19 protein-coding genes are annotated in these 26,385 nt (G+C 48.5%); 10 read left to right on the top strand and 9 right to left on the bottom strand.

Annotated features, from left to right (window positions below; translation table 11 throughout):
* Window positions 1–3: 3 nt before the first annotated feature.
* From metX to DFR28_RS12770, 4 genes are read left to right on the top strand one after another with little or no spacing between them, the layout of a single operon-like run.
* Window positions 4–1,155, top strand: coding sequence for a homoserine O-succinyltransferase MetX (gene metX / locus DFR28_RS12785; protein ID WP_113954760.1), 1,152 nt, complete (start codon window positions 4–6; stop codon window positions 1,153–1,155).
* Complete coding sequence (gene metW / locus DFR28_RS12780; protein WP_245941759.1) at window positions 1,148–1,789, top strand: methionine biosynthesis protein MetW; 642 nt, start codon at window positions 1,148–1,150, stop codon at window positions 1,787–1,789. The genes metX and metW overlap by 8 nt, the downstream gene beginning before the upstream one ends.
* Entirely contained in the window at window positions 1,786–2,298 is a 513-nt protein-coding gene (locus DFR28_RS12775; RefSeq protein ID WP_113954758.1) for a YehS family protein, read from the top strand. The genes metW and DFR28_RS12775 overlap by 4 nt, the downstream gene beginning before the upstream one ends.
* Window positions 2,276–2,995, top strand: a complete 720-nt coding sequence (locus DFR28_RS12770) for a formyl transferase (protein ID WP_113954757.1) — start codon at window positions 2,276–2,278, stop codon at window positions 2,993–2,995. The genes DFR28_RS12775 and DFR28_RS12770 overlap by 23 nt, the downstream gene beginning before the upstream one ends.
* Before the next feature lie 31 nt (window positions 2,996–3,026).
* Here DFR28_RS12770 and nhaC read toward each other — a convergent pair whose 3' ends face one another.
* Complete coding sequence (gene nhaC / locus DFR28_RS12765) at window positions 3,027–4,514, bottom strand: Na+/H+ antiporter NhaC (protein WP_211316991.1); 1,488 nt, start codon at window positions 4,512–4,514, stop codon at window positions 3,027–3,029.
* A gap of 368 nt (window positions 4,515–4,882) precedes the next feature.
* On the opposite strand from nhaC, the gene DFR28_RS12755 reads away from it, so the two are divergent.
* The 3 genes from DFR28_RS12755 to DFR28_RS12745 all read left to right on the top strand — a co-directional run bounded on the left by DFR28_RS12755 (window position 4,883) and on the right by DFR28_RS12745 (window position 10,597).
* Window positions 4,883–7,369, top strand: coding sequence for a TonB-dependent receptor plug domain-containing protein (locus DFR28_RS12755; protein ID WP_113954755.1), 2,487 nt, complete (start codon window positions 4,883–4,885; stop codon window positions 7,367–7,369).
* Between the two features lie 123 nt (window positions 7,370–7,492).
* Window positions 7,493–8,974, top strand: a complete 1,482-nt coding sequence (locus DFR28_RS12750) for an alanine/glycine:cation symporter family protein (protein ID WP_113954754.1) — start codon at window positions 7,493–7,495, stop codon at window positions 8,972–8,974.
* Between the two features lie 228 nt (window positions 8,975–9,202).
* Window positions 9,203–10,597, top strand: coding sequence for a sugar porter family MFS transporter (locus DFR28_RS12745; protein WP_113954753.1), 1,395 nt, complete (start codon window positions 9,203–9,205; stop codon window positions 10,595–10,597).
* Window positions 10,598–10,681: 84 nt separating this feature from the next.
* On the opposite strand, the gene DFR28_RS12740 is transcribed toward DFR28_RS12745, so the two are convergent.
* The 5 genes from DFR28_RS12740 to zwf form a co-directional block, all read right to left on the bottom strand.
* Window positions 10,682–11,653 carry a DUF2333 family protein gene (locus tag DFR28_RS12740; protein WP_113954752.1) on the bottom strand — a complete coding sequence of 324 codons (972 nt, stop codon included), beginning with the start codon at window positions 11,651–11,653 and terminating at the stop codon, window positions 10,682–10,684.
* 207 nt (window positions 11,654–11,860) lie between these two features.
* Window positions 11,861–12,487: a bifunctional 4-hydroxy-2-oxoglutarate aldolase/2-dehydro-3-deoxy-phosphogluconate aldolase gene (eda, locus tag DFR28_RS12735; RefSeq protein WP_113954751.1), complete on the bottom strand. Its 627-nt coding sequence runs from the start codon at window positions 12,485–12,487 to the stop codon at window positions 11,861–11,863.
* A gap of 60 nt (window positions 12,488–12,547) precedes the next feature.
* Window positions 12,548–14,350, bottom strand: a complete 1,803-nt coding sequence (gene edd / locus DFR28_RS12730) for a phosphogluconate dehydratase (protein WP_113954750.1) — start codon at window positions 14,348–14,350, stop codon at window positions 12,548–12,550.
* Between the two features lie 18 nt (window positions 14,351–14,368).
* Window positions 14,369–15,094 (bottom strand): 6-phosphogluconolactonase, encoded by a 726-nt coding sequence (gene pgl, locus DFR28_RS12725; RefSeq protein ID WP_170132088.1) that lies wholly within the window; start codon window positions 15,092–15,094, stop codon window positions 14,369–14,371.
* A gap of 3 nt (window positions 15,095–15,097) precedes the next feature.
* On the bottom strand, window positions 15,098–16,558 hold the full coding sequence (zwf, locus tag DFR28_RS12720) for a glucose-6-phosphate dehydrogenase (RefSeq protein ID WP_113954748.1): 1,461 nt from the start codon (window positions 16,556–16,558) through the stop codon (window positions 15,098–15,100).
* A 342-nt stretch (window positions 16,559–16,900) separates the two neighbouring features.
* Here zwf and glk point away from each other — a divergent pair, with 342 nt between their 5' ends.
* The gene (glk, locus tag DFR28_RS12715) at window positions 16,901–17,872 is read left to right on the top strand and encodes a glucokinase (protein WP_113954747.1); all 972 of its coding nucleotides are present in this window, start codon (window positions 16,901–16,903) and stop codon (window positions 17,870–17,872) included.
* Between the two features lie 79 nt (window positions 17,873–17,951).
* Here the strand turns inward: glk and DFR28_RS12710 are convergent, their stop codons facing one another.
* Window positions 17,952–19,205, bottom strand: coding sequence for a sugar MFS transporter (locus DFR28_RS12710; RefSeq protein WP_113954746.1), 1,254 nt, complete (start codon window positions 19,203–19,205; stop codon window positions 17,952–17,954).
* Between the two features lie 358 nt (window positions 19,206–19,563).
* Here DFR28_RS12710 and DFR28_RS12705 point away from each other — a divergent pair, with 358 nt between their 5' ends.
* A complete protein-coding gene (locus tag DFR28_RS12705; RefSeq protein WP_113954745.1) occupies window positions 19,564–20,604 on the top strand; it encodes a LacI family DNA-binding transcriptional regulator in 1,041 nt (346 codons plus the stop codon).
* An 18-nt stretch (window positions 20,605–20,622) separates the two neighbouring features.
* Here DFR28_RS12705 and DFR28_RS12700 read toward each other — a convergent pair whose 3' ends face one another.
* Together DFR28_RS12700 and DFR28_RS12695 are read right to left on the bottom strand one after the other, a co-directional pair.
* Window positions 20,623–22,143, bottom strand: coding sequence for an MFS transporter (locus DFR28_RS12700; protein WP_113954744.1), 1,521 nt, complete (start codon window positions 22,141–22,143; stop codon window positions 20,623–20,625).
* A gap of 41 nt (window positions 22,144–22,184) precedes the next feature.
* Window positions 22,185–24,071 (bottom strand): glycoside hydrolase family 13 protein, encoded by a 1,887-nt coding sequence (locus DFR28_RS12695; RefSeq protein WP_113954743.1) that lies wholly within the window; start codon window positions 24,069–24,071, stop codon window positions 22,185–22,187.
* A 653-nt stretch (window positions 24,072–24,724) separates the two neighbouring features.
* Between DFR28_RS12695 and DFR28_RS12690 the strand changes: the two genes are divergently transcribed.
* A complete protein-coding gene (locus DFR28_RS12690) occupies window positions 24,725–26,356 on the top strand; it encodes an alpha-amylase family glycosyl hydrolase (RefSeq protein ID WP_425455480.1) in 1,632 nt (543 codons plus the stop codon).
* The last annotated feature ends 29 nt before the right edge of the window (window positions 26,357–26,385 follow it).

Below are 26,385 nucleotides of genomic sequence, written 5' to 3'. Positions count from 1 at the left end.
GCTATGCACGCGCCAAGCTCGATTGGAATTGTTACGCCTCAGGTAGCCACGTTTACCGAACCGCTACTGCTTAGCAGCAGCGGGCAACTAGAGACCTACCAACTGGTGTATGAAACCTACGGTCAACTCAATGCTGACGCCAGCAATGCCGTCTTGGTTTGTCACGCGCTTAGCAGCGACCATCATGCGGCCGGCCGACACCATGAGAGCGACAAAAACCCGGGTTGGTGGGACGCCTTAGTTGGCCCCGGCAAAGCCATCGACACCAATCGTTTTTTTGTGGTCTGCAGCAATAATTTAGGAGGTTGCAGCGGCAGCACCGGCCCCAGCTCAATTAACCCAAAAACTGGCCAGCCATACGGCCCTGAATTTCCGATCGTTACGGTTCGAGACTGGGTTGAATCACAAGCCCGACTGAGCGAAACATTAGGCATACAACAATGGGCCGCGGTGATTGGTGGCAGTCTAGGTGGCATGCAGGTCCTACAATGGAGCATTACCTACCCAGAGCGCCTTAAACACGCGGTGGTGATCGCGTCAGCAGCGAAGCTTACGGCTCAGAACATCGGCTTTAATGACGTCGCTCGACAAGCAATTCGCACCGACCCCGAGTTTCATGACGGCAACTACTACCAATTCAACACGCGCCCAACGAGAGGGCTACGAATCGCGCGGATGCTTGGGCATATCACCTATTTGTCAGATGACTCGATGGCACATAAATTTGGCCGAAGTCTGCGCCAAAAAGCACAATTTGATTATGAGTTCACGCCCGAGTTTGAAGTCGAAAGCTACCTGCGATACCAAGGCGACCAATTTGTTAATCGATTCGATGCCAATACCTATTTGCTGATGACTAAAGCCCTCGACTACTTCGATCCGGCAGCCGCACATGAGGGGCAATTGAACGTTGCGCTGCAACCCGTCAAAGCCAACTTCTTGGTGGTATCCTTCACCAGTGATTGGCGCTTCTCGGTCGAACGTTCACGTGAAATTGTGCGCGCACTGCAAAGTAATCGCTTAGCAGTAAGTTATGCCGAAGTGGAGAGCCCTCACGGGCATGACTCATTCTTGTTAGAAATTGACAATTATATTGACGTGTTACGCGCCTATATGACGCGCATAGCCAATGAATGTGAGGCCGACAGTGAATAAAATCATGCAGCAAAATGGCCTGTCGCGCCACGACCTTCGAGTCATCTCAGATTGGATTACGCCCGGTAGTCATGTCATGGATCTCGGATGCGGCAACGGCGCACTGCTCCAGCACCTACAGCGCGAAAAGCAAGTAACCGGCTACGGAGTCGAATTAAATCCTGAGAAGATTGCTCAATGCATAGAAAACGGCGTGAACGTCATACAAACCAACTTGGATCGCGGCCTGGATCACTTCAGTACTGACGCATTTGATTTCGTCATTTTGTCCCTAACGCTACAAGCCATGCGAAATCCAAAGGCGTTATTGCAAGAAATGATGCGCGTTGGCAAACAAGGCATTGTGACATTTCCTAACTTTGCCTACTGGCGCAATCGCCTACAAATTGGCTTAGGCGGGTTTATGCCAGTGAGCGATGAACTACCCTACAAATGGTACGACACTCCGAACATCCACCTTTGCACAATTCAAGATTTTCACGAACTGTGCGAACAACTTGATTTCACTATTGAATCATCGATCGCCGTACACCGCACTAACAGTCAAAGCATAAGACTACGGTTGATGCCCAACCTGTTTGGCGAAATCGCGCTATGCCGATTTAGTAAAAAACACTCCAATGAGAAACTATGAACAATAACGATATTTTACGGCGCTTACGCTTTGCCTTTGACTTTTCCAACAAGCAGGCCACTTCACTATTCGCACTCGATCCAAGCTCCTCTGTGACCATGACGCAAGCGGCATTTTTAGCAAGGCTGGCGAAAGATGACGATGACGATTTTGTCGAGTGCAGCGACACAGAATTAGCGGCATTTCTCGATGGATTAATCGTCACTAAGCGCGGTTTACGAGAAACTCCGTTGCCCGCTGCGGCGGCACCGAGCTCGAAAGCGTCACGACTTAGCAAGAACGACATTCTCAAAAAACTACGGATTGCCATGAGCTTTCAAGAGCAACAAATGCTAGAAATGCTAAAGCTTGGTGGCACAGAGCTATCCAAAAGCGAACTTGGTGCATTATTCCGCAGCCCCAGCCACAAACACTACCGCGCCTGTGGCAACCAAGTATTAAGAGCTTTCATAAAAGGCTTAACGCTCACGTTACGAGACGAAATGAATGAAGATAACCCTACTGGTTAATCACGACCCAGCTGCCGCGCTAGCGCTGAGCTATTTGGAAAAGAGCTTAGCCGCGCACGAGCTAAGCGTCTTTTTTACGCGCAAACCCAGTCGTGCAAGCAACCCAGTTGCACTCCAAAATCTTGCCGAATTCGAAGCCGCCTGCTTAACCCGGGACACAAAGGTATTCGAGCGCTTGAACGCAAAACGCTTAAATGCCATCAACACGCACGACTTCGAACAATTCACACGCAGTGAACCCGATTTAGTGATTAGCGTTCGACATATGTCGATCTTACAAGACGCGGTAATCGCCGTTCCTAGGCACGGCATCATCAACCTGCATAGCGGAATACTGCCAGACTACCAAGGCGTTATGGCTACCTTCTGGGCAATGCAAAATAGAGCGTCACAAATCGGCACTAGCCTGCACTGGATAGACAGCTCACAAATTGATAAAGGGGCGGTTATCACAAGTACCCAACAGCCGGTTCGATATGAAAAATCGTATTTTTGGAATGTGTGCAACCTGTATGCCGCCGGTTGCGCAGCGATTGCGCAAACCGTGAATCAGCTAGCCGAAGCAAGCAAACCGAACGCCACACCACAGGCGAGCCCTGGCCACTATTACTCATACCCAGATCACGCCGCCTTAGCAGCATTCGCGTACCCGCTGTGGGACGCGAACGACTCTTTAAAACACTGGCTCGACAGTTAATCAACTACCGCCTTCAAACTAAAACTTCACGCTAAGCGGTCACGCTTGACAGGCCTTCTTGCTGATCTGGCTCAATGCGTCGAATCTTAATCATAAACCAGGCAAACAAGAGGGTCATCAGCGGGCTAAGCAAGTTGAAAAAACAGAATGGCAGATAGGTAAACGTACCAATCCCCAATACCGCGGCATGGTACGCACCACAAGTGTTCCACGGGATCAGCACCGATGTGACCGTGCCAGTATCCTCCAGCGTACGACTAAGGTTCTCTGACTTATAACCCATTTCCTTGTACAAACCTGCGTACATCCGACCCGGTATCGCAACAGCGATATACTGATCAGAAGTGCTCAAATTAGTTACCAAGCAAGTTCCAGCAGTACACGCAACCAGACTAAAGAAACCGCTTACCAACGATTTCACTGAGTCCATAATACGCTGCAACATGCCACAGGCTTCCATCACACCACCAAACGACATAGCGGCCAAAATTAGCCAAACGGTTTCCAACATTCCACGCATACCTGAAGCACTGAACAAGTCATTCAACATAGTATTGGTGGTCGAGATATCCACACCACCGTAGAGCGTGTTCATGATGATGGAATACAGAGCATACTTATCGGCGCCCTGCATCAGATCTGCAACTAACTCACGCTGAAAAATCAACGCGCACACGATACCCGCCAATACGCCGGCAAACAGCGCAGGTATTGCGTCAACCTTGCGCACAATAAGCCCCAAGGTGATCACCGGCGGCAACAGAAGCCATAGGCTAATATTAAACCGTTGCTCAATCGCACCTAATACGTTCTGCACATCGACTTCGGTCGATGTGGTATCGATATTAAAGCCAATCACAGTAAATAAAATTAGCGTGATGACAATCGATGGACCAGTCGTCAAAAATAGGTAACGGATATGGGTAAACAACGGCGTCTCAGTAACCGCTGCCGCGAGATTGGTGGTATCAGATAACGGCGAAACTTTATCGCCAAAATAGGCGCCCGAAATTATGGCACCACCAATTAAGCCATCAGGAATTTCCAACGCTCGGCCCACGCCGACCATCGCAACCCCAATGGTCGCCGCGGTAGACCAAGAGCTGCCGCTGACCAATGATGTCAGCGCACACGCTATACAGCATGCCAATAAGAATATCGTCGGGTTCAGTATCTTAACCCCGTAGTAAACCAACATCGGCACGGTACCGCATAACAACCATATACTAGCCAAGGCCCCGACCAACATCAAAATTAGGATCGACGGCATAGCATTGCTTATGGTCGAAACAACGCTGACCTGTTGCTGTTTCCAGCTAGTTCCCCGCAGCAGACCAATGGCCGCTGCGAAACCAGTTACGAGAATAATGATCATCTGACTGGAGCCGCTTAAAGCGTTATCTCCATAGATCCAAACATTCCAAGATAATGCCGATATCAGCACAAAAACGGGGAGCAACGCTAACCACAATGGCATGTCATTACTCGGGCGACTTGAATCTGGGGCGGTAGAGTCCATAAATTTTAATTTTTTTTAGTTATTGAGTAGTGGATTTCTATTGCTGCCACTTCATTTGTATCGAATGGCGCAATAAAAACAGTACTGACTCTCAATCTAGTTGAGCGATTCATCATATACGAATCGCTAAATAAACAACCAGAAAAAATTTTAGTTCGCCTTTCACAAAACGGTCGCTGTACCTCGCAACAACCATCAAACCATGAAATGACGCCAGCAAAGCTTGACATTTATCTTGTTGAGCGGCTCAAAACGGCGTAGGATTGAAAGTTGGTGGTTTTGTTGCAACACTTGACCTCAAAACAACAAGATTTCCAGACCCGTCCTAATAACAGTGAGCTTAATTGCTCACAGGAGAAAAGAAAGTTATGAGAAAGTTCCAACCCCGAGCGTTAGCTCTGGCCATTGCGGTGGCTTCCGTTGGCACGGTATCAACTCCATCATTCGCTCAACAAGAGGGCGCAATCGAAGAGATTGTTACCATTGGTACACGGGGCAAGCCACGCTCCGCAACCGACTCAGTTGCTGCTGTTGACGTAATCTCCGGCAGTGATTTCACCTCACAAGGTGGCGTAGACACAGCCAATTTATTGCGTAACGTAGTTCCCTCCTTCAACGTTAACGACCAGCCAATTTCAGATGCAGCAACCCTTGTTCGCCCAGCTAACCTGCGCGGATTGGCTCCCGACCACACTCTAGTATTAGTTAATGGACAACGACGCCATCGTGCAGCGGTCATTAGTTGGCTTGGCAACGGCCTATCTGACGGCTCACAAGGCCCTGATATCGCTGCCATCCCAGCTTTAGCACTACAAAGCGTCGAAGTTTTACGCGATGGTGCTGCGGCACAATACGGTTCTGACGCGATCGCTGGCGTGATCAACTTTAATCTTAAGAACTCTGACTCCGAAGGCTCGCTCGAAGTACGCTATGGCCAATATACTGAAGGCGAAAATTCATACTCAGTAGCAGTCAATCAAGGTTTTGCAATTGGCGATGGTTTTCTAAACCTCACCGCTGAATTCGCAGAAGCTGAAGCGACAGATCGCTCAGTGCAACGCTCAGATGCACAAGATTTAATCAATGCCGGATACCAAGGCGTTAATGATCCCGCGCAAGTTTGGGGCTCACCTGAAGTCGATGGTGACATTAAATTGTGGGCTAACTTTGGTACTCAAGTAACTGAAAGCATCGAATTTTTCGGTAATGCCAACTACAACACCAAAGAAGTAACTGGCGGTTTCTACTATCGGAATCCAACCAACCGCGGTGGCGTTTACGGTGATGGCGCTGAGCTATTGATTGGTGATTTGACACCTAACGACGGTGTCGGCTGCCCAACAGTTACCTTGAATGGTGTTACACCTGACCCAGTTGCTTACGCTCAAGTACAAGCTGATCCAAACTGCTTTTCGTTCCAAGAAACAATCCCCGGCGGCTTTACACCTAACTTTGGTGGCGAAGTGACAGACACGTCTCTATTACTCGGCTTACGCGGAGAAACAGACGGCGGCATGTTCTGGTCAGTCAGTGGTTACTACGGCAAAAACGAAGCCGACTTCTTCATTAACAATACAGTTAATGCGAGCCTTGGCCCGAATTCACCACGCGATTTTAACCCAGGCGCCTATGAGCAAGCTGACCTTAACTTGAACGTGGATTTCAGCATGCCGCTGTCTGACAACGTATCATTGGCATTTGGTGCGGAATATCGTAACGAAGAATTTTCGATCATTGCCGGACAAGAAGAATCATACATTGATGGCGGCTTAGGAACCCAAGGGTTCTCAACCTCAAGCAATGGGTTTCCAGGCTTTTCGCCAAGCATTGCCGGTGCATTTGACCGTGCCAACACATCGATTTACACCGATCTAGAATGGCAAGCCACTGATTCATTATTGGTTGCCGCCGCGGTGCGTTACGAGGACTTTGATGATTTTGGTAGTACCACCAACTATAAGTTAGGTGCCAACTATACGATCACCGATAACTTTGGTATGCGTGCCACAGTCAGTACCGGCTTCAAAGCACCAACACCGGGTCAATCGAATGCATCGAATATCTCTACACAGATCATTCAAGGCGTGTTAACTAACCAAGGTGTGATTCCACCAAACAGCCCAGCAGCTCAGTTGCGTGGTGGCGGCGCACTGGATCCAGAAGATTCAACTAACTTGACACTCGGCGCTTACATGTCAGCCGGGCCAGTCGATATTACCGTTGATTACTTCGACATTGATGTGGAGAACCGTCTAAGCTTGTCCAATGACTTTGCGTTGACTGCAGAAGATTTAGCTACCTTAGCCGGACAAGGCATTGATGCATCGGATATCTCTCAATTTCGTTTCTTCACCAACCAATTCGATACCAACACCTCAGGTTACGATATCGTTGCGACGTGGAACACAGATTGGTTAAACGGCTCAACAACTTGGAACTTGGCGTTTAACTACACCGATACCGAAGTAACACGCCGTAACCCAACCTTGTTGAATGACAACCGCGTTAATCTGATTGAGAACGGTGTTCCCGACACACGCTGGAACTTCACGGCTAACCACCAGATGGAAAAAGTTCGTTTACTAGCTCGCTTTAGTTACTACGGCGAATTCTATGACAACGAAGCTGGCGGCGAGTTCGATGACAACATCCTACTTGACTTAGAAGCCGGTTATAACTTCTCGGATGCGCTCACGTTCACCATTGGTGCACGCAACGTGACTGACGAGCAAGGCTGTTCAACCAACGTCTGTGGTGGCACACCAGCCAATGCACTGGGTTTACCGTATAGCCAATTCTCTCCATTTGGCTTCAACGGTACATTCTTGTACGGCCGCGCTACTTACAACTTCTAATTTCTGCTTAGAAGCTTAGTGCTTAAAAACGGGCGCCTCGCGGCGCTCGTTTTTTTTGCCCGCTGACTTAATTCAAAATTCCCGTATACTGAGCACTCCGAATAACAACGATAAACATTTCTTATGCAAGACGCCATTAATTTTCTAAATGGGATTATCTGGAGCCCCGCTCTGATCTATCTTTGCTTAGCCGCCGGACTGTTCTACACGATACTGACTCGCGGCATGCAGGTCAGACTATTCGGGGAAATGATTCGATTAATCAAGTCTGGCAAGAGTTCAGAGAAAGGCATTTCGCCATTCCAAGCGCTGGCCGTTTCTTTATCGGGGCGAGTTGGTACCGGTAACATCGCCGGCGTCGCTGCGGCTATCGGCTTTGGCGGTCCTGGCGCGGTATTCTGGATGTGGGTTGTTGCTATTTTTGGCGCCGCCACCGCGTTTATCGAAGCTACCCTCGCGCAAATCTACAAAGAGGTTAATGACGGTGAGTACCGCGGGGGACCTGCTTATTACATCGAGAAAGCCATGGGTCAGACATGGTACGCCTGGGTATTCGCGCTTGCCACTATTCTTGCTTGTGGCGTGTTATTACCGACAGTACAGTCAAACGCGATTGGCAATGCAGTAGTGCAAACGCTAGGAGAAGGCACCATGGTGGAAACCGCCATGGGTACACTCAGCTCAACTAAAATCATTACTGGATCAATCATCGTTCTAGTACTGGGCTTCATTATTTTCGGCGGCGTCAAACGTATCGCCAACTTTGCGCAAATTGTCGTGCCATTTATGGCGTTAGCATATGTGATCTTTGCTCTATCGATCATCGCACTCAACCTAACTGAATTACCACGTATCTTCATGTTGATCGTCGGTGATGCATTTACCCCCATGGCTGGCTTTGGTGCGGCGATTGGTTGGGGCGTGAAACGCGGCGTGTATTCCAATGAAGCTGGCCAAGGTACCGCTCCACACGCGGCGGCAGCTGCCGAAGTTGAGCATCCTGCACAGCAAGGCTTAGTGCAGTCTTTTTCGATCTACATTGATACCTTGTTCGTGTGTACCGCCACGGCATTTATGATTCTGATCACCGGCATGTATAACGTAGCCGGCCCCGGCGATACGCTAATCGTGCAGAATGTTGCAGCCGCTACCGAAATCAGCAGCCCAGCGTTTACTCAAATGGCGATTGAAAGCGTTATGCCAGGCATTGGCAACCCATTCGTGGCGATTGCTTTGTTCTTCTTCTCGTTTACCACGCTAATGGCCTACTACTATATTGCCGAAAGCAACGTTGCGTACATCAAACGCTCTATCAACATTCCCGGCGCCGTAACCTTGCTAAAGTTTGCGTTAATCGCCGCGGTATTTTACGGCACGGTGAAAGCAGCCAGTCTCGCTTGGGCACTCGGTGACATCGGGGTTGGCCTGATGGCATGGATCAACATTATCGGTATATTGATTATCTTCTTTATGGGCAAGCCCGCGCTCAAGGCACTCAAAGATTATGAGCGCCAACGCAAGCAAGGCGTCGAGCATTACACCTTCGACCCAGAATCGCTCGGCATTAAGAATGCCGACTACTGGGTTAAACGACATAAAAAGTAGCCTGTAGCGTAGAGTCACGGCAAAGGATTGCGGCGACCCAAAGACCGAAGCCCTCGCTCAATCAGAGCGAGGGCTTTTTTTATATATAATGACTGACCGAATCAACGAATCGGCTGAGCAAATTTGCAAGATCGCCGCGTCAAACGATCAGTTCTTGCTAAACTCAGCAAGAGCAAACGCTCAACATAAAAATAATACCGATAATTATTACCTCAAAGGAGAGCTCGTATGGCTCAAGCAGGACATAACTTACCCCTCATTATTGCTACCAGCTGTGTCGCGACACTCGGCGGCTTTTTGTTTGGGTTTGACAGCGGTGTCATCAACGGCACCATCGACGGACTACAAAGCGCTTTTAACTCAAACAGCATCGGCACCGGTTTTAATGTTGCCTCAATGCTGCTTGGTTGCGCCATTGGTGCATTCTTTGCTGGCGTGTTAGCCGATAAGTTTGGACGTCGAACCCTACTCATCGTGTCCGCATTATTTTTTATTGTGAGCGCGTGGGGATCAGGCATCGCCGATACCGGCTCATGGTTTATCTTGTATCGCGTACTCGGTGGTCTCGCAGTGGGCGCCGCTAGCGTAATGGCACCAGCCTATATCAGTGAAATCGCACCATCCGAATACCGCGGTCGATTAAGCTCGGTTCAACAAGTCGCGATAATCTGCGGCTTATCGGCCGCCTTCTTTTCGAACTACCTGTTAGCCGATGCCGCAGGCGGATCAAAAGCAGTATTTTGGCTCGGCTACGAGGCCTGGAGATGGATGTTTTGGATTGAGTTGGTGCCGGCAGCATTATTCGCAATCACCTTATTACTGATTTCCGAAAGCCCACGCTATTTAGTACTTACAGGCCAACAAGATAAAGCTCGCCAAGTTCTCGATCGGCTAGCCGGCACAGACCAAGCGCCGAAACTTATCCAAGAGATCAGTGATTCGCTCGCCGATGATCATCATGCACCACGCCTTAGCGACTTGTTTCAAGCAGGCAAAGTTCGGCGCATTGTCTGGATTGGCATTGGACTCGCAACCTTTCAACAACTGGTCGGCATCAATGTGGTGTTCTATTACGGATCTGTACTGTGGCAATCGGTCGGCTTCTCTGAAAATGACGCACTTCAAATCAATGTACTCTCGGGTCTTTTAAGTATTGGCGCGGTAGTTGCCGCTCTGCTACTGATTGACCGTATTGGGCGCAAGCCTTTGTTAATGATTGGCTCAATAGGTATGGCAGCGACGCTAGCCGTTGTTGCTTATGCCTTCGCTACTGGCAGTCTGCAAAACGGTACGCTTCAGTTGAGTGACCAGATGGGCGTGGTTGCGCTTATTGCTGCTAACACCTACGTCGTATTCTTCAACTTCTCATGGGGCCCTGTGATGTGGGTCATGTTAGGTGAGATGTTCCCAAATCAGATTCGAGGCACTGGCTTGGCGGTTAGCGGCTTATTCCAATGGGGTTCTAACTTCGCCGTCACCATGACGTTTCCCTACATGCTTGCCGGTATCGGGCTCGCAGCGACTTATGGTATTTATGCGTTTTTCGCCACCCTATCCATTTGGTTTGTCGCAAGCATGATTCGAGAGACACGCGGAATCAGTTTGGAAGACATGCGCGGCTAACGAGGTGTGTCGCACTCAACAAAAAAGTCAGCCTAGGCTGACTTTTTTGTTATTGCTTTAGGACGTTAAGTCCACTGTTATGGCTTAGCCATCGGCCAGCAAGCGCCGCAAGTCAGCAATCGCAGAATTGGCTCGCCCTATGTACGAACTCATAACCAATGAGTGGTTAGCAAACATTCCCATTCCACTGCCGTTGAGGATCATTGGGCTATCAACTTCTTGCTGTGTGGACTCTAGCTCGCGAATCACTTGCCGTAGAGTTGGTATTGCATTTTTATCGCGCAACACCGGCCCAAAGTCGACTTCGGCAGCTCTAAGATAGTGAATCAAGGCCCAAGCCGTTCCGCGCGCTTCATAGAAGCTGTCATCGATTTCAAACCATGAGGCTTCCGACAATATTTCACTTGCAGCGGCCGTGGACTGTTGTGCATTAGCATCTCCGGCCAGGTCAGTATTAATACGCACTTGAGGACGTGCCTGACTCAAACGTTGAGACAACGAACCTAAACGTTTTTCGACAAGCCCCAACCATTCACCTAAGTTATCGGCCCGAGCATAAAATTGCGCATTTTGCTGTGAGGCATCATTCAGCCGAACTAAATATTTTTCCAGCGCATCAATCCCTTTCTGATATTCACCTTCGGCAGATGGAAACATCCACGCATCGCTGTCAACATTGAATTTTGGCTCGGCCACCTCTAGATCAGGATCCGCCAATGATTGAGTCTGTGAACGACTATAATCATTGCGCATTGCCTTAACCAAATCACGGATTTGTTGTAACACACCGAACTCCCAGTTCGGCACATTATCCATTAGTGTAGTCGGCGGCAACTTGTCGTTAGTCATATAGCCACCACGCTTATTGAGCAAGGTCTCAGCCGTCTTAATCAACATCGAAGTTGTCGCCGCGCCGATGACAGGCTGTTGCTCAACGGCCGTTGCCCTACTTAACTGAATAAAATCTGGCTCGTCATCTAGGTACCAGCCCAAGAGTAGAAGAAAGACTAAGATCGACACAATGCCGATCACAAATGGGTTTTTCAAAATGGCCATATTCGCTCCGAGTACTGTCGAGTGGCAGGCAAAACGCCTGCTACTTTAACCTACAGTAAAGATAAGAGCATCATGAACAATTACAAGTCAAACGGCAATATTAAAACAAGGTTTAACGGTGCCGAATGACCAATACAAGCAGCAGCTCAGGAACTAATCATAGCCAAACTAGCTTAACTTACAGCACTAACACAGCTCAGACTTGCCCTATGCGGTGACCGCTTTGCATAGCGCCGTAATCTCGCTCCATTTCCCAGCATTTACTAAACTGGTTGGCGCAATCCAACTACCACCGACACACATTACATTCGGCAACGCCAAAAAGTCCTGATAATTACTTTCACTCACACCGCCGGTAGGACAAAAACGCATTGCTGGAAATGGACCTCCCAAAGCTTTCAATGCGCCAATTCCGCCAACTACCGTTGCTGGAAATAATTTACATTCACGCAGGCCGTACTCAATAGCCAGCAGCACTTCAGACGCTGTAGCTACTCCAGGCAAATAAGGTATGCCTTGTTCTCGAGCCGCCTCAGCTAACTTTGCGGTAATTCCCGGGCTGATAATGCCATCGACGCCAGCCTGTACCACAGCGACTAATTGCGCTGCCGAATTGACCGTACCGGCGAGCACAATCATCTCAGGGTAAGTCTTTTTAATTAGCTCGATGGCATGCACACCGTAGGCATTACGTAAGGTAATTTCAATCACCTTAACACCACCATCGAGTAACGCCTGCGCCAAGCCATGAGCTTGCTCTTCGTTATCAATCACCACCACTGGCACGACTTTTTGATCGCCGAGCAAATCGCCGACGCTTGGTTGATTCTTCACCTGTTTTCCTCTATTAAATTACTTGCTTCCATAGCCGGCTCCACACCGACTCGAGTATTACTACTTTCCAATAAACGAAGCGCCATGCGTAGAGTCTCCTACTACGGCACGCATTTTCTCAAATAGACCACGCCCCAAGGTATTTGGAGTCACTGGCTCTGCAGCGGGCTCACGCGCACTAAGCACAGACTCTTCTACCAATGCCTGCAACTCGCCAGTGTGACAATTCACTCTGATTACATCGCCCTCGCGCAAATAGGCCAATAAGCCGCCATTCTTAGCTTCAGGGCTAACGTGCATGGCGGTTAATACCTTACCTGACGCACCAGACATCCGCCCATCAGTGACCAATGCCACCTTAAATCCTCGATCTTGTAAAATCCCTAAATACGGGGTCAGCTTATGCAGCTCGGGCATGCCATTGGCTGACGGTCCTTGAAACCTAACCACGGCTATATGATCACTGGCTAATTCACCTGCATCGAAGGCATTTTTCAACGCTTCTTGTGTCTCAAAAATCTTGCAAGGTGCTTCTATTACCTGGTACTGCTCATCAACCGCAGAGATTTTTACCACACCAGTTCCAATGTTGCCGGTAACGGTACGCATACCTCCCTCAGCAGCGAAAGGTTCTTCCACTGTCGACAGAATTGTAGCGTCACCATTTTCCGTGACGGTGTTGCCCCACTCAATTGAGCCTTGATCATTGAGCGCAGGCTTACGCGCATAAGCATCCAGCCCTTCGCCCATTACGTTTACGACGTCTTCATTCAGCAAGCCATTAGATCGCAATTGATTTACCAGAAACGCTAAGCCACCAGCTCGCTCAAAATGATTCACATCGGCCTGCCCATTCGGGTAGACCCGCGCTAACAAGGGTGTAATACGCGAGATCTCATCCATGTCGTGCCAATTAATCTGGATACCTGCCGCGGCAGCCATAGCAATTAGATGCAGGGTTAGATTGGTAGACCCGCCGGTGGCCATCATCATCACCATGGCATTCACAATAGACTTTTCAGTCACCACTTCAGCCAATGGACGATAGTTAGACCCCTTACCAGTTTGATCAAGAAGGCGTCGGACCGACTCTTTGGTGAGCTCCGTTCGCAAAGCCGTACCAGGGTTAACAAACGATGTGCCGGCCAGCTGTAGTCCCAGCGCTTCCATCAAGGTTTGATTGGTATTGGCTGTTCCATAAAAAGTACAGGTGCCGGCACTGTGATACGAAGCTGACTCGGATTCCAACAGCTTGGCTTTATCAATTTCTCCAGTCGCGAACTTTTGCCGAGCAAGCGCTTTTTCCTTATTAGGAATGCCCGAAGGCATTGGTCCAGCTGGCACAAACATCGCCGGTAAATGCCCGAATTGCAACGCACCTATCACTAAACCAGGCACAATTTTGTCACAAACACCGAGGCACATGATTCCATCATAGACATCATGCGACAGAGACACCGCTGTCGCTAACGCGATAACGTCTCGACTAAATAAGCTTAATTCCATGCCGGGCTGGCCTTGGGTCACGCCATCGCACATAGCAGGAACACCGCCCGCCACTTGTGCGGTAGCGCCCATGTCTCGAGCGGTCAATTTGATGACATTAGGATAATTCGCAAACGGCTGATGAGCCGACAACATGTCATTATAAGCCGTGACGATACCAATGTTAGCTCCTTGACCGGCTGGCATTGATTTCTTATCCGCTTCCGATTCAGCCGCCACCACATGCGCCCAGTTGCTGCATGACAGTCGATCTGGTGCTGGCGGCGCATTGCGCATTTCGTCCACCATCGCGAGATACTCAGCGCGACTAGCCTTGCTTCGTTCAATAATCTTGTCGGTAATTTGCTTAATGGTCATAGTTGGTTGCGCTCACGCTTAGGCGGCGTAGTACACATTCAAAGGAACGCGTGTTTGAAAAATGGCACTGCGAATTGGTAACGTAGTGGCATCACTATCGCCACAAGCACGCTCAAATACAGCGCGCTTTGATTCACCTGTGAAATGCAATGCTAAAAAGGGGGCAGTTAACAGTTGCGGCAAACTCCAAGTCACTCGAGGAACCTGCGTACTAGGACTGCTACAGCACATTAAGAACTCATCGCTGAGTGGGTCGACCAGTTGCGCAATATTGTCAGCATCGGGAAAAAACGAGGCGGTGTGCCCATCTTCGCCCATACCTAAAATCACAATATCAAATGGCCGCGGTTGATCCATAGTCGAACGAGTAACATGGCAGTAATTGCCAAGCACTGAAGACAATGACTCTTGCACAGATTCCGCGGCCTGATAAAGCGGCACAAACCGAACGGTATCCGGTAACGCATCAAGCAAGAACCGATGCATAAACGCCGCGTTAGACAATTCATGACTCGGCGCTACCCAACGCTCATCGACCAAGGTGATAATCACCTTAGACCACTCAATATCGTGCTCGGCTAGCGCCTTAAACAGCGGCTTGGGCGTTGACCCACCAGACAACGCCAACACCGCCAGACCACGTTCTGAAATCGCGTCGCCAATTTTAATCACCAGCTCGCCGGCTAGGTTTTCGGCCAAGCTCTGTGCGTCACTGCCCTCATGCCATTGATAATTCGGTTCCACTATTTATCCCTCGTAATCCTGCCACTTGCGGCCATCTTTAATCAGTAAGCCGAGTGCGTCGTCTGGACCCGCGGATCCAGATTTATACTTCTGTGGTTTTTGCTGGACGGTTTCCCATCCGTCGATCATGCCGTCGACCCAACGCCAGGCGCCGCGTAACTCATCTGACCGCATAAACAAGGTTTGGTCACCGCGCGTCACATCCAAAATTAAGCGCTCGTAAGCACTCGGGCTGCGATGCTCTTCAAACGCCTCTTCAAACGACAAGTTTAAGCCGACGTTTTGTAAGGTGGTTTTTTCACTCAAACCAGGCACTTTATTCATCAACTTCATTTCAACACCTTCATTAGGCTGCAAACGAATAACTAATTGATTGTTATTAATTGCATTTGGGTCAATGTCGATGAATTTAAAAATTACCGGCTTAAACTGAATAACGATTTCTGAATAACGCTCCGCCATCCGCTTGCCAGTGCGCAGATAAAACGGCACTCCCTGCCAACGGTTATTCTGAATCTCAGCCTTGATCGCAACAAACGTTTCAGTGTCGGACGCCGGTAGCGCATCTTTTTCTTGCAGATAGCCTGGCACGAGCTTCTGACTGACAGAACCCTCAGTGTATTGCCCACGGACCGTCAAGGTTTGAACATTCGAGGCGTCAATCGGCTTGAGGCTACGAATCACCTTGAGCTTTTCGTCACGAATATCGTCCGCTTTATTGCGCGATGGAAATTCCATGGCAACCAAGCACACAAGCTGCAACAAATGATTCTGCACCATATCGCGAAGCGCGCCAGACTCATTGTAGTACGACCAACGCCCGCCAGCACCAACGCTCTCAGCCACGGTGACTTGCACATGGTCGATATAGTGACGATTCCACAATGGCTCAAAAAAGATATTGGAAAAGCGCAACGCGAGTAAGTTCTGTACCGTCTCTTTACCAAGGTAATGATCGATGCGGTAGATCTGGTGCTCCTCGAAGGTCTCGAACAGCGTATTATTTATGTCGTTAAACGACTCACGTGATGAACCCAACGGCTTTTCCACCACCAATCGTGTAGTGTCAGCGACCGCGCCAGCCTCGCCCATTGCTTTACAGATCGGCGCAAAAATCGACGGCGGCGTCGACAAGTAGAACACTATCTCGCCATCACCCATTTCCTTTTGGAGCTTTTTAATATCCTTAGGGTCGGTGGCATCTCCCACGAAATGTAGTACGCGCTCGCTAAAGCTAGCCCATGACTCATCATCGACATTGTTGACATAATCACTCTCTTCGGTCCACTTTCGCATATTTGCGATAAATTTTTCTGGCGTAAACTTGCCTCGACCAAAGCCAACTATTTTTGAGCTCTCTGCGAGCAGAGACTCCTTGTGTAGACTATAAAGAGCAGGATATAGCTTTCTAAACGCGAGATCGCCTTCCCCTCCAACGATCACGATATTACAGGTTTTTAGCATGCTTAGCTCCGATCCACTATCGACCTAGTTTGGGCTTTTACCAAGAGGTAAAGGTTGCTCACCGAGTAGATCATAAATATGTAATTAATTTACATATTTTAGGGATAATGTTAGATTAATTCAAACTTAATGTTATTAAATTACAAAAAGAGATTGTTGGTAGCACATTTTCATTTATTTCGCGTACCGCAACGATAGACTACACTCAAACCGGGTTAACGATAAGCGACATTGACCGTTGGTCAAACTCTACGATAGATATTGCCACACCAACCCGAACACTCACTAACCATACCCAGACTGTAACCAAAAATAGGATTGCAGCGAACAGGATCGAGGACCATGAGCGACAACCCCACTTTGATTGCCGATATTGGCGGAACAAATGCACGATTCGCACTCACCGCCGACGCACCGCGCTACTTTATGCAGGCCCAAACCTTAGAAGCCGCCGAATTTGAACATGTATCTGATGCCATCGACACCTATTTGCATTCGCATAACGTCAAGCAACTTAACGGCATTTCATTAGCGGTAGCAGGCCCTATTCGCGACGACAAAGTATCTTTCCCGAACAGCCATTGGGCGATCGACTGCAAGGACTTGCGCGCCCGATACAATACCGAACATGTAAGGCTGTTGAATGACTGGGAGGCTATTTCATACAGCCTTAGTTGCCTCGGAGCAGATGACCTGATCAACATTGGCGGCGAGTGGAACGGCCTACCTGACGGCGACTATACGGTTGGTGCGCTAGGCCCTGGTAGCGGATTGGGTATGTCGGGTTTATTACGACGCAATGGCGGATTGATTCCGTTAGTCACCGAAGGTGGGCACGCTGGTTTTTCACCTGAGAATCAATTACAAGGCGAGATTCTAGCTTACCTACATCAGAAATTTGACGACCGAATCTCCCGCGAACGGTTGCTCTCAGGCCCAGGCTTGGTCAACATTCACGAAGCATTGTGCGAAATACACGGTCAGGAAAATCCCGGATTAATCGCTGCCGACATTGCGGTAGCCGGGATCAATAAAACAGACCCCATATGCGAAGAGACATTCGACTTATTCTTTGAAGTGCTCGGGCAGGTCGCAGGCGATATCGCCTTGGCACTTGGCGCCGACCAAGGCGTGTTTATCGGCGGTGGGATATGCCAACGTTATCCACAACAACTCATCGAGAGTCGGTTCCGCAAAGGGTTCGAGAACAAAGGTCGCCACAGCTATCTAATGCGCAACATTCCAACCTGGTTAATAATGCACAAAAATCCAGGCTTACTTGGCGCCAGCGTATACGCCCAAACCTTGCTTTAACGCAGGCACCGCATTCCTTCAAACTAAAAAGGCCTCGGCGTTCATCACGACGAGGCCTTTTTAGATAAACAGTCTGCGCCTAACCTTGCTCAAGAGCTGGACCTTTAGGTTGCCAGCCAGTCGCACCATAGAACGCAATATACAAATAGCAGACCGCAGGAATAACAAACGAAATCTGTAAACCAGAAGTATCAGCAACGATACCTTGCGCCAATGGAATCAGCGCACCACCGATAATAGCCGTACACAACAAACCAGAACCACGACTCGCAAGCGGGCCTAACTTAGCAATCGCTAAACTAAAGATGGTTGGAAACATTAGCGAGTTAAAGAAGCCAACAGCGACCAATGCGATATAAGCAGACTGCCCTTCAGTGGTAATGGCCACCACTAATAGCGCCACCGCGCATAGCGCATTTATCAGCAACATGCGGTTCCCGGAGATCACGAACATGAGCGCCACACCGACGAATCTTCCGATCAGAGCCAAGCCCCAATAGTACGACACGAAACTGGCGGCTTCTGCTTCTGGCATGCCAGCAATCAGCGGGTCGGCCATAAAGTTGATAATCAAACTGCCAATTGACACCTCGGCACCAACATAGACAAAAATAGCGATCACACCGAGTACTAAATGACGGTATTTCAACGAATCAACATACGAACCGCTTTCTGCATCGTCGTTTAATTTAGGCAGTTTAATAAAAAAGAACACCACTGCCATAACCAGCAAGGCAACGCCCAATTGCACATACGGCATCTTCACCGCTTCAGCACTCATTTCAAGTTGAGTGGCCGCCGCGCCGAGTAACAATACCGCGCCAGTCTTAGGCCCTAAAAAGGCACCTAGCGAGTTAAACGCTTGAGTTAATGTCAGGCGTCGCGGAGCAGTGGCTGCTGGGCCCAATTGAGCCACGTACGGGTTAGCCGATACCTGCAATAAGGTGATACCCGCTGCCAACACGAAAAGTGCGCCAAGAAACAAATTGTAGCTAAGCTGATTCGCAGCAGGCACAAATAGAAAGCAACCCACCGCAGCAATTGTAAGGCCAATCACAGCACCGCGTTGATAGCCAATACGCTTAACCAAGGTGCCTGACGGAATACTACAAACACCATAAGCAGCAAAAAAACAAAATTGAATCAATAACGCCTGAGTATAGTTAAGTTCAAATAACTTCTTAAAGTAAGGAATAAGGATATCGTTTAGCGACGTCAAAAAGCCCCACATGAAAAATAGTGTGGCTAAAATAATCAGTGGAACGAGGTAGTTCTTATTTTGATGCGCATCGGTCGCGCTCGCGGAGGTGTCCGCAATAGGTGCTTGAGCCATTATTAGATCTCTTATGTTATTAGTTTTATCGTTGATTGGTGACAGACACGCCGTCACTGACAACCGATCAATTTTGGCGAACAAATAACGATCATTTGAATTTTGATCGCTCCCTATTCACCGCCTCCTATACATTGTGCTGGGTAAACCCGCTTTACTAACGCTACAATGCTTGCTTACAGATGTATTGAGCATTACTCTGGAGCAACAATAATAAAGTCCAGCAGTAACACACAGATATACCGTATTTACTCGCGTCAGCGAGCACCTCTCTCCGCCTGTGAGAATAATAAGATGGTCATTAAGTTACAAGCTAGCAGTCATGAAAATGTAATTTATTTACATAAATAGATTTTTAATGAAAGGTAAGAACAAACCGACATCGGTCGACATTGCACACTTAGCGGGCGTTTCACAGCCCACGGTGTCGCGTGCCTTGCGCAATAGCCCGCTGGTGAGTCTCGCGACACGCCAACGAGTACAACAAATTGCGCGTGACTTGAATTACAAAGTCGATGTTAATGCCCGCAACTTACGGTCACAACGTACCAATACCTTAGCCTTGCTTTTGTTTGAAGACAGCGGTGAGCGCGAAGCCTTTATTAACCCCTTCTTCTTATCGATGCTAGGCAGCATTACCCGCGCATCAGCGCAACAAGGCTACGATTTACTCATATCGTTTCAACAACTCAGTGATGACTGGAATGCTGAATACGAAGACGCCAACAAAGCCGACGGCATCATATTCCTCGGTTACGGCGACTACACCAGCTACATCAAACGCATTTCCAAACTCGATCACGAAGGCGCTCACTTTGTCACCTGGGGCCCAGTCATTGAAGATCAACCTGGACTGTTCGTCGGCAGTGACAACGAGCTCGGCGGGTTCTTAGCCGCCGATCACTTGATTCGTCTGGAACATACCCGCATTGCCTTTCTCGGTGATGAATCAAATGACTACCCAGAGTTCCGAGACCGCTACGCAGGTTATTGTCGAGCCCATGCCAAACACGGCCTTGAGGTAGACCCTAGGCTTCGCGTAAATGCATTCTTTTCCGAAGAATGCGGTTATCGCGCAGCTCACACCTTAATTACTAGCGGCGTGGAATTCTCAGCCATTGCCTGTGCCAGCGACTTAATTGCTATTGGTGCAATCAAAGCACTACGCGAGCATGGCCTCAAAGTACCTCGAGACAAAGCAATTGTGGGCTTTGACGACATTCCCACCGCCGAACACTTGGCACCATCACTAACCACCATTCAGCAAGACACTTTTGCGGCCGGCCAAGCATTGGTCGACAGCGTGATTCGCTCAATCAACGGCGAAACAGGTGAATCCAAATTATTGCCCACTCGACTGATCATTCGAGACTCTAGCGGCGCGAAAATATCACTCTAAGCCCATCTTTTCGTCAAATCACGCCACTGGGTCTTGATACTTAACGAAAAACATAGCAAGCGCCGCAACCACCCAAAGACCCGCGGCCAAGCCCAGAATCAGTATCGGTTCGCCACCAAACAAATACTTTAATGCCAATCCCAGCAAACTAGCCGCAACCAGTTGCGGAATCACAATAAAGAAATTGAATACGCCCATGTAAATGCCCATTTTGTTAGAGGGCAAGGCATCCGACAAAATGGCGTACGGCACGGATAAAATCGATGCCCATGCAAAGCCAACGCCGACCATCGAAAGCATTAACCAATGCGGGTCGCGAATAACTAACATTGACGCCAAGCCGGCTGCCCCCAACAACAAATTAAGTTGATGAGTGCCTTTTAGGCCGATCAGCTTTACCGCTACGGGTATCAGCAGCGCAGCGAGAATCGAGAATCCATTGTAGCCCGCAAATAGCACGCCAACCCAATCCGCACCGGTATTGTAAGCCGCACTCTGTGGATCGGAGCTTGCGTAGTGAAAAGACGTAACCGCCGGTGTGGTGTAAATCCACATGGCAAACAACGGGAACCATGAAAAGAACTGAACTAATGCCAGCTGACGCATGGTGCTTGGCATTAACACCACATTCCGACAGGCCTCGTAAAATCCATTATCCGCGCCGCCACGCGCTTCAATGGTGGCGGCGTATAACTGAATGAGGCCGTAGCAAACCGCACCGGCACTAAGGATATACAACTGAGCGTCCCAGCGACCGAGGTAAACCGCAATCGTTGCCAATAGACCCACAGCGCACCATATAAAAGCGGCTGTCTGACTGAATACCGATTTACCATCCAATTCATGCTGTGTTTGACTCGCCTGAGCCGCAATTTCCGGCTCAATAAATGAGGCCAACTCATCGGGGCTGTATTCTCTGGTTCGCAAAATAGTCCAACCTACAGTCAAAGCCACTGCGGCTGCCCCTAAATAAAAACTAAACTTTACCGAGTCTGGTATCTGCCCTGCCGGAGCCGTATTCGACACGTCTAACAGATTGGTGAATATCCACGGCATCATCGAAGCTACTACCGCTCCAACCCCAATAAAGAAGGTTTGCATAACATAACCAAACGTACGCTGCTTACTTGGCAACATATCGCCGACAAACGCACGGAACGGCTCCATAGTGACGTTAATCGAAGCATCTAGAATCCACAACATACCAGCGGCAACCCAAAGAGTTGGCGAACTCGGCATAAAAATTAACGCACCGGTCGTGAGCAAAGCGCCCCATAAGAAATATGGCCGTCTACGCCCCAGACGGTTCCATGTTTTATCACTAAAGTGCCCTACTATCGGCTGCACTAGCAACCCCGTTAGCGGCGCGGCGATGAATAATATTGGGATCGCGCTCATGTCAGCGCCGAGTGTTTGAAAAATTCGACTAATATTGGAATTCTGCAGCGCAAAACCAAACTGAATTCCTAAAAACCCAAAACACATATTCCATATTTGCCAAAAGTTCAGTGTTGGCTTCGCCGTTAATTGTGCGTTCATTCAATGTCTCGTCATTATTGTATTTAATAGATCGCGCCAAGCTATTTAATAAGCTCGAAGATACGTGCTGATTTTGCGGGCACCTTAATAGTCGAAGCGATACGCTGCTGGCTGCCAATAAACACATCACGCATACTGGAATAACCGCGGGTCGACTCCGAGAAACGTTGCGTCTCAAGCTCTTTAACTTGCTCACTATTATTCATAACCACCATCACAGATTCATCGGCTGTTTGCCGAAAATAGGTATAAACACCATCGCGTGGTAAGTAGTGCACCAGCGCGCCGGAATGAACCGCTGCACTTTGTTTACGCCAATTAAGTAGCTTTCGAACAAACGCTTGGGCCTGCAACTCAGACTCGGCCATACCTTCACCGGTGAACGCATTGCGCTGATCATCCGGCCATCCACCAGGGAAATCGCTGCGAATAATACCGTGTTCCTCGGTGCCGGGGTTTTTCATCAAAATCTCAGTACCGTAAAATAACTGTGGAACACCTCGCGTTGTCATTAAAAAACTGAGTGCCATTTTGTACAAACGAATATCTTCGTGGAGCCAAGTGTAGAGTCGGCTCATATCATGGTTGTCACCAATGACAACAAGATCATCAGCCTTTGGGTATTGAAAATCATTAGCCAGAACGCCGTGTATGCGAAGCAGTCCAGTCGTCGCAGAGTTAGGTTCAGTAGCGGGTTCGGTCAGCGCTTTAATTAACGCGTCTTGCAATGGAAAATCCATCAAACTCGGAATATTTGCGTCGAACCCGTCTTGATTGCGCTTACCTCTTTGCCAGTAAGACACCAAGCTTATATTGGTAGACCATTCCTCACCGACGATATTGAAATCGGGATACTCACTCAACAAGCGATTGCTGAATTCTTGTGTAAAGTGTTTGTCAGCATAGGGCAGAGTGTCGACTCTAAGGCCCGTTAAGTCGGCATATTCAACCCACCAGATATTGTTTTGAATAAGATAATTTGCAAGGTAGGGATTACGTTGATTTAAATCGGGCATAGTCGGCACAAACCAACCATCACTAAACTCCCGCTTATCACTGGCCGGCGCGTACGGGTCCTGCACCATTTCATGACGATGCGAAGTTTGAAAAAATTCGCCATCGTTATTGACCCAATCACTACTTGGCAAGTCATTCATCCACCAATGATTAAGACCTATGTGATTGGGAATGGTATCCATAATCAGACCGATACCCAAGCTTTTCGCCTTAGCCGTAACCGCGAGTAATGCCGCATTGCCACCTAGCCGCGCATCAATATTGTATAGATCACTGACAGAGTAACCATGATAAGAATAACGCTCTTGATCATTTTCTTGCAGGGGATTTAGCCAAATCTGCGTTATACCGAGTTGATTTAGATACTCCAAATTGTCAGCCAATCCGATTAGATCTCCTCCGTGTCGACCATCAGGGTTACCTCGATCGGCCGCTTCACGCAAGCTAGCAACCGAATCATTAGCCAGATCACCGTTAGCAAAGCGGTCTGGCGTGACAAGATAAATAACATCCTTCGCAGAAAAACCCGTACGATTCGCAGAGTCCTTTCGTCGCTGCTTGAATTCATATTCATGCGTGCTGACAGAACCATCGGTTGCAGTAAATTCAAATGCTACACGTCCGGCTGTGTGACCGTTAAGCAATTCCAGATCGACAAACAAATAGTTAGGGCTCTGCGCTTCGGACTGTCGACTAATTTTCACAAACGGCGCCGCGGTGGACACACGCATTTTGCCAACATTAGGCCCCGAAACCATCAACTGTAATTTGTTGCTCACCATACCGGCCCACCAAAACGGGGGCTCTATGCGTTCAACACTTGCCGCTGAGGTTTGTAACGGCAAAATAAGCAGGGTCAATAATAGAATCGTTTTACCGCCACTAACTGCCGTTTTGATTAGGTCATACATGCTTGTTCTCACTCCACGTCGATCCACAATATGAATCAATGTTATTAAATGTCGGCGCCTGCTCTACCGGCAAGCTCAATGCTTGAGTCACACCACTATCAAAAAAAATCCCGCGACCAAAACCAGCCAACGGGATCAAATTTTAAAGGGAGATTCAAATCATACGATATGAATTATGTTTCATAGTAGCGGTTGCTCCATCGAGATTTACACTAAACAGTACGGCAAGTTGAGAGACGCTGCACATAAATTCAAGCCCGGTGGAAGTACCGCTACCAATAACATAGTCACATGCTACTCACAGCTTGCCAGCGCAGGAAGCGATTACATACGTATTCATAAAGCATCAACCTCTTTACATACGTATTCAGAGCTTAGGTGACTCCCCAATCACGCAATATCCCACTACTATGCAATCTGAAAAAATATTTGGATGTCGAGTTGCTGTGGGGCGGAAATTGCAAGCGTGCCATGGCGCAAAACATACAGTTCTTATCGAACCAAGCGCAGTAGTTCGGACACGCTCGAACGTAAATGACAGCGGCCTACAACCAAATGTAAATAAGAAACCTTGCAGACAATAACAATATAAATTCGTTTTGAAATCAGCCGTTGAAAAATCTAATGTTACCGTCGACTCATCCGCGACCAGCTTGAAGCAGCACTCGATCAATCAAGATTGGTGGCGAGGCGCGGTGATTTATCAAGTCTATCCCCGCAGCTTTTGTGATACCAGCGGCGACGGCATTGGTGACATCCGAGGAATAATCAACAAGCTCGACTACATCGTCGAGTTAGGCGTTGATGCTGTATGGGTATCACCATTTTTCAAATCACCGATGAAAGACTTCGGCTACGACATTAGCGATTATCGTGACGTTGATCCGATATTCGGATCACTCAGCGATTTTGATGAACTCATTGATCAAGCGAAACAACGCAATCTCAAGGTCATGATCGACCAAGTGCTTAGCCACACGTCGGATCAACATGACTGGTTTGTCGAAAGCAGCGAATCGCGCAGCAACGCTAAAGCCGACTGGTACGTTTGGGCTGACCCAAAAGCGGACGGCTCAGCGCCAAATAACTGGATTTCGATATTCGGCGGTTCTGCGTGGGAATGGCATGCTGGGCGCGGACAATACTATCTGCACAATTTCTTAAAATCACAACCCGATCTCAACTTTCATTGCGCAGAATTACGCCAACAAATTCTTCAAGAGCTCGAATTTTGGCTGAAGCGCGGTGTGGATGGATTTAGACTTGATGCGATCAATTTTTGTTATCACGATCAATCACTACGCGATAACCCATTTAAGCCACGCGAACAGCGAACCGGTCGCGGCTTCTCACCAGACAACCCTTATGCGGCGCAGTATCACCACTTTGACAATACTCAAATAGAAAACTTGAGCTTCTTAGAATCGGTTCGTGACCTGCTAAATCAATATCCTGGTACCGTTGCGCTCGGTGAGATCAACTCCGAGGATTCATTGAAAACATTGTCCGAGTATACCGAGGGCGGCAAACGACTGCATATGGGTTATAACTTTGAATTACTCGCCGATGAGTTTTCAGTCGACCATATAAAGACAACCGTCAACTCGTTAGAGGCGGTGATCGGCGAAGGCTGGCCCTGTTGGGCGGTTAGCAATCATGATGTGACACGTGTGGTTACACGCTGGGGCAACGGCAAACTGAATCAAGAGTTCGCCAAAATGACTCTGGCTTTAGCTGCGAGCCTTCGTGGCACTCTGTGCGTATATCAAGGCGAAGAACTCGGTTTTACCGAAGCACCAATACAACGAGATCAATTGAAAGACCCCTTCGGCATTGAGTTCTGGCCAGAATTTAAGGGTCGCGACGGATGTCGCACGCCTATCGCTTGGGATGAATCCGAACCCAATGCTGGCTTCTCTCAAGGTTCGGCATGGCTACCTGTGGCACCTGACCATGCGCAAAATAATGTGAGTGTACAAATTGATGACCCGGGCTCGGTGCTGAATTTTTATAAATCGTTTCTGAGCTGGCGAAGTGAGCAAACAACTTTAATTAAAGGCGACATCTGTTTTATTGATGCGCCCGATAACTTATTAGTTATTAAACGTAGCCACGACCAGCAAACTACGATTGCCTGCTTTAATCTATCTGATCAGCCAATCATTTGGCAGCCGCAAAAACTAGATCAAGAGCTCGTATTAGGAACATACAAATTTGGTGAAAAGACGTCACTCGAAAACAACATAGTGCAGTTTGCACCATACGGATTTGCATATTTTGCTTAGCGATGTTGTTGTTCGGATGGTGTCACAAA

It is taken from the genome of Arenicella xantha, from assembly GCF_003315245.1.
Classification (GTDB): domain Bacteria; phylum Pseudomonadota; class Gammaproteobacteria; order Arenicellales; family Arenicellaceae; genus Arenicella; species Arenicella xantha.
The sequence above is the reverse complement of the archived record's forward strand: the minus strand, read 5'-3'. Positions and strand labels throughout refer to the sequence as shown.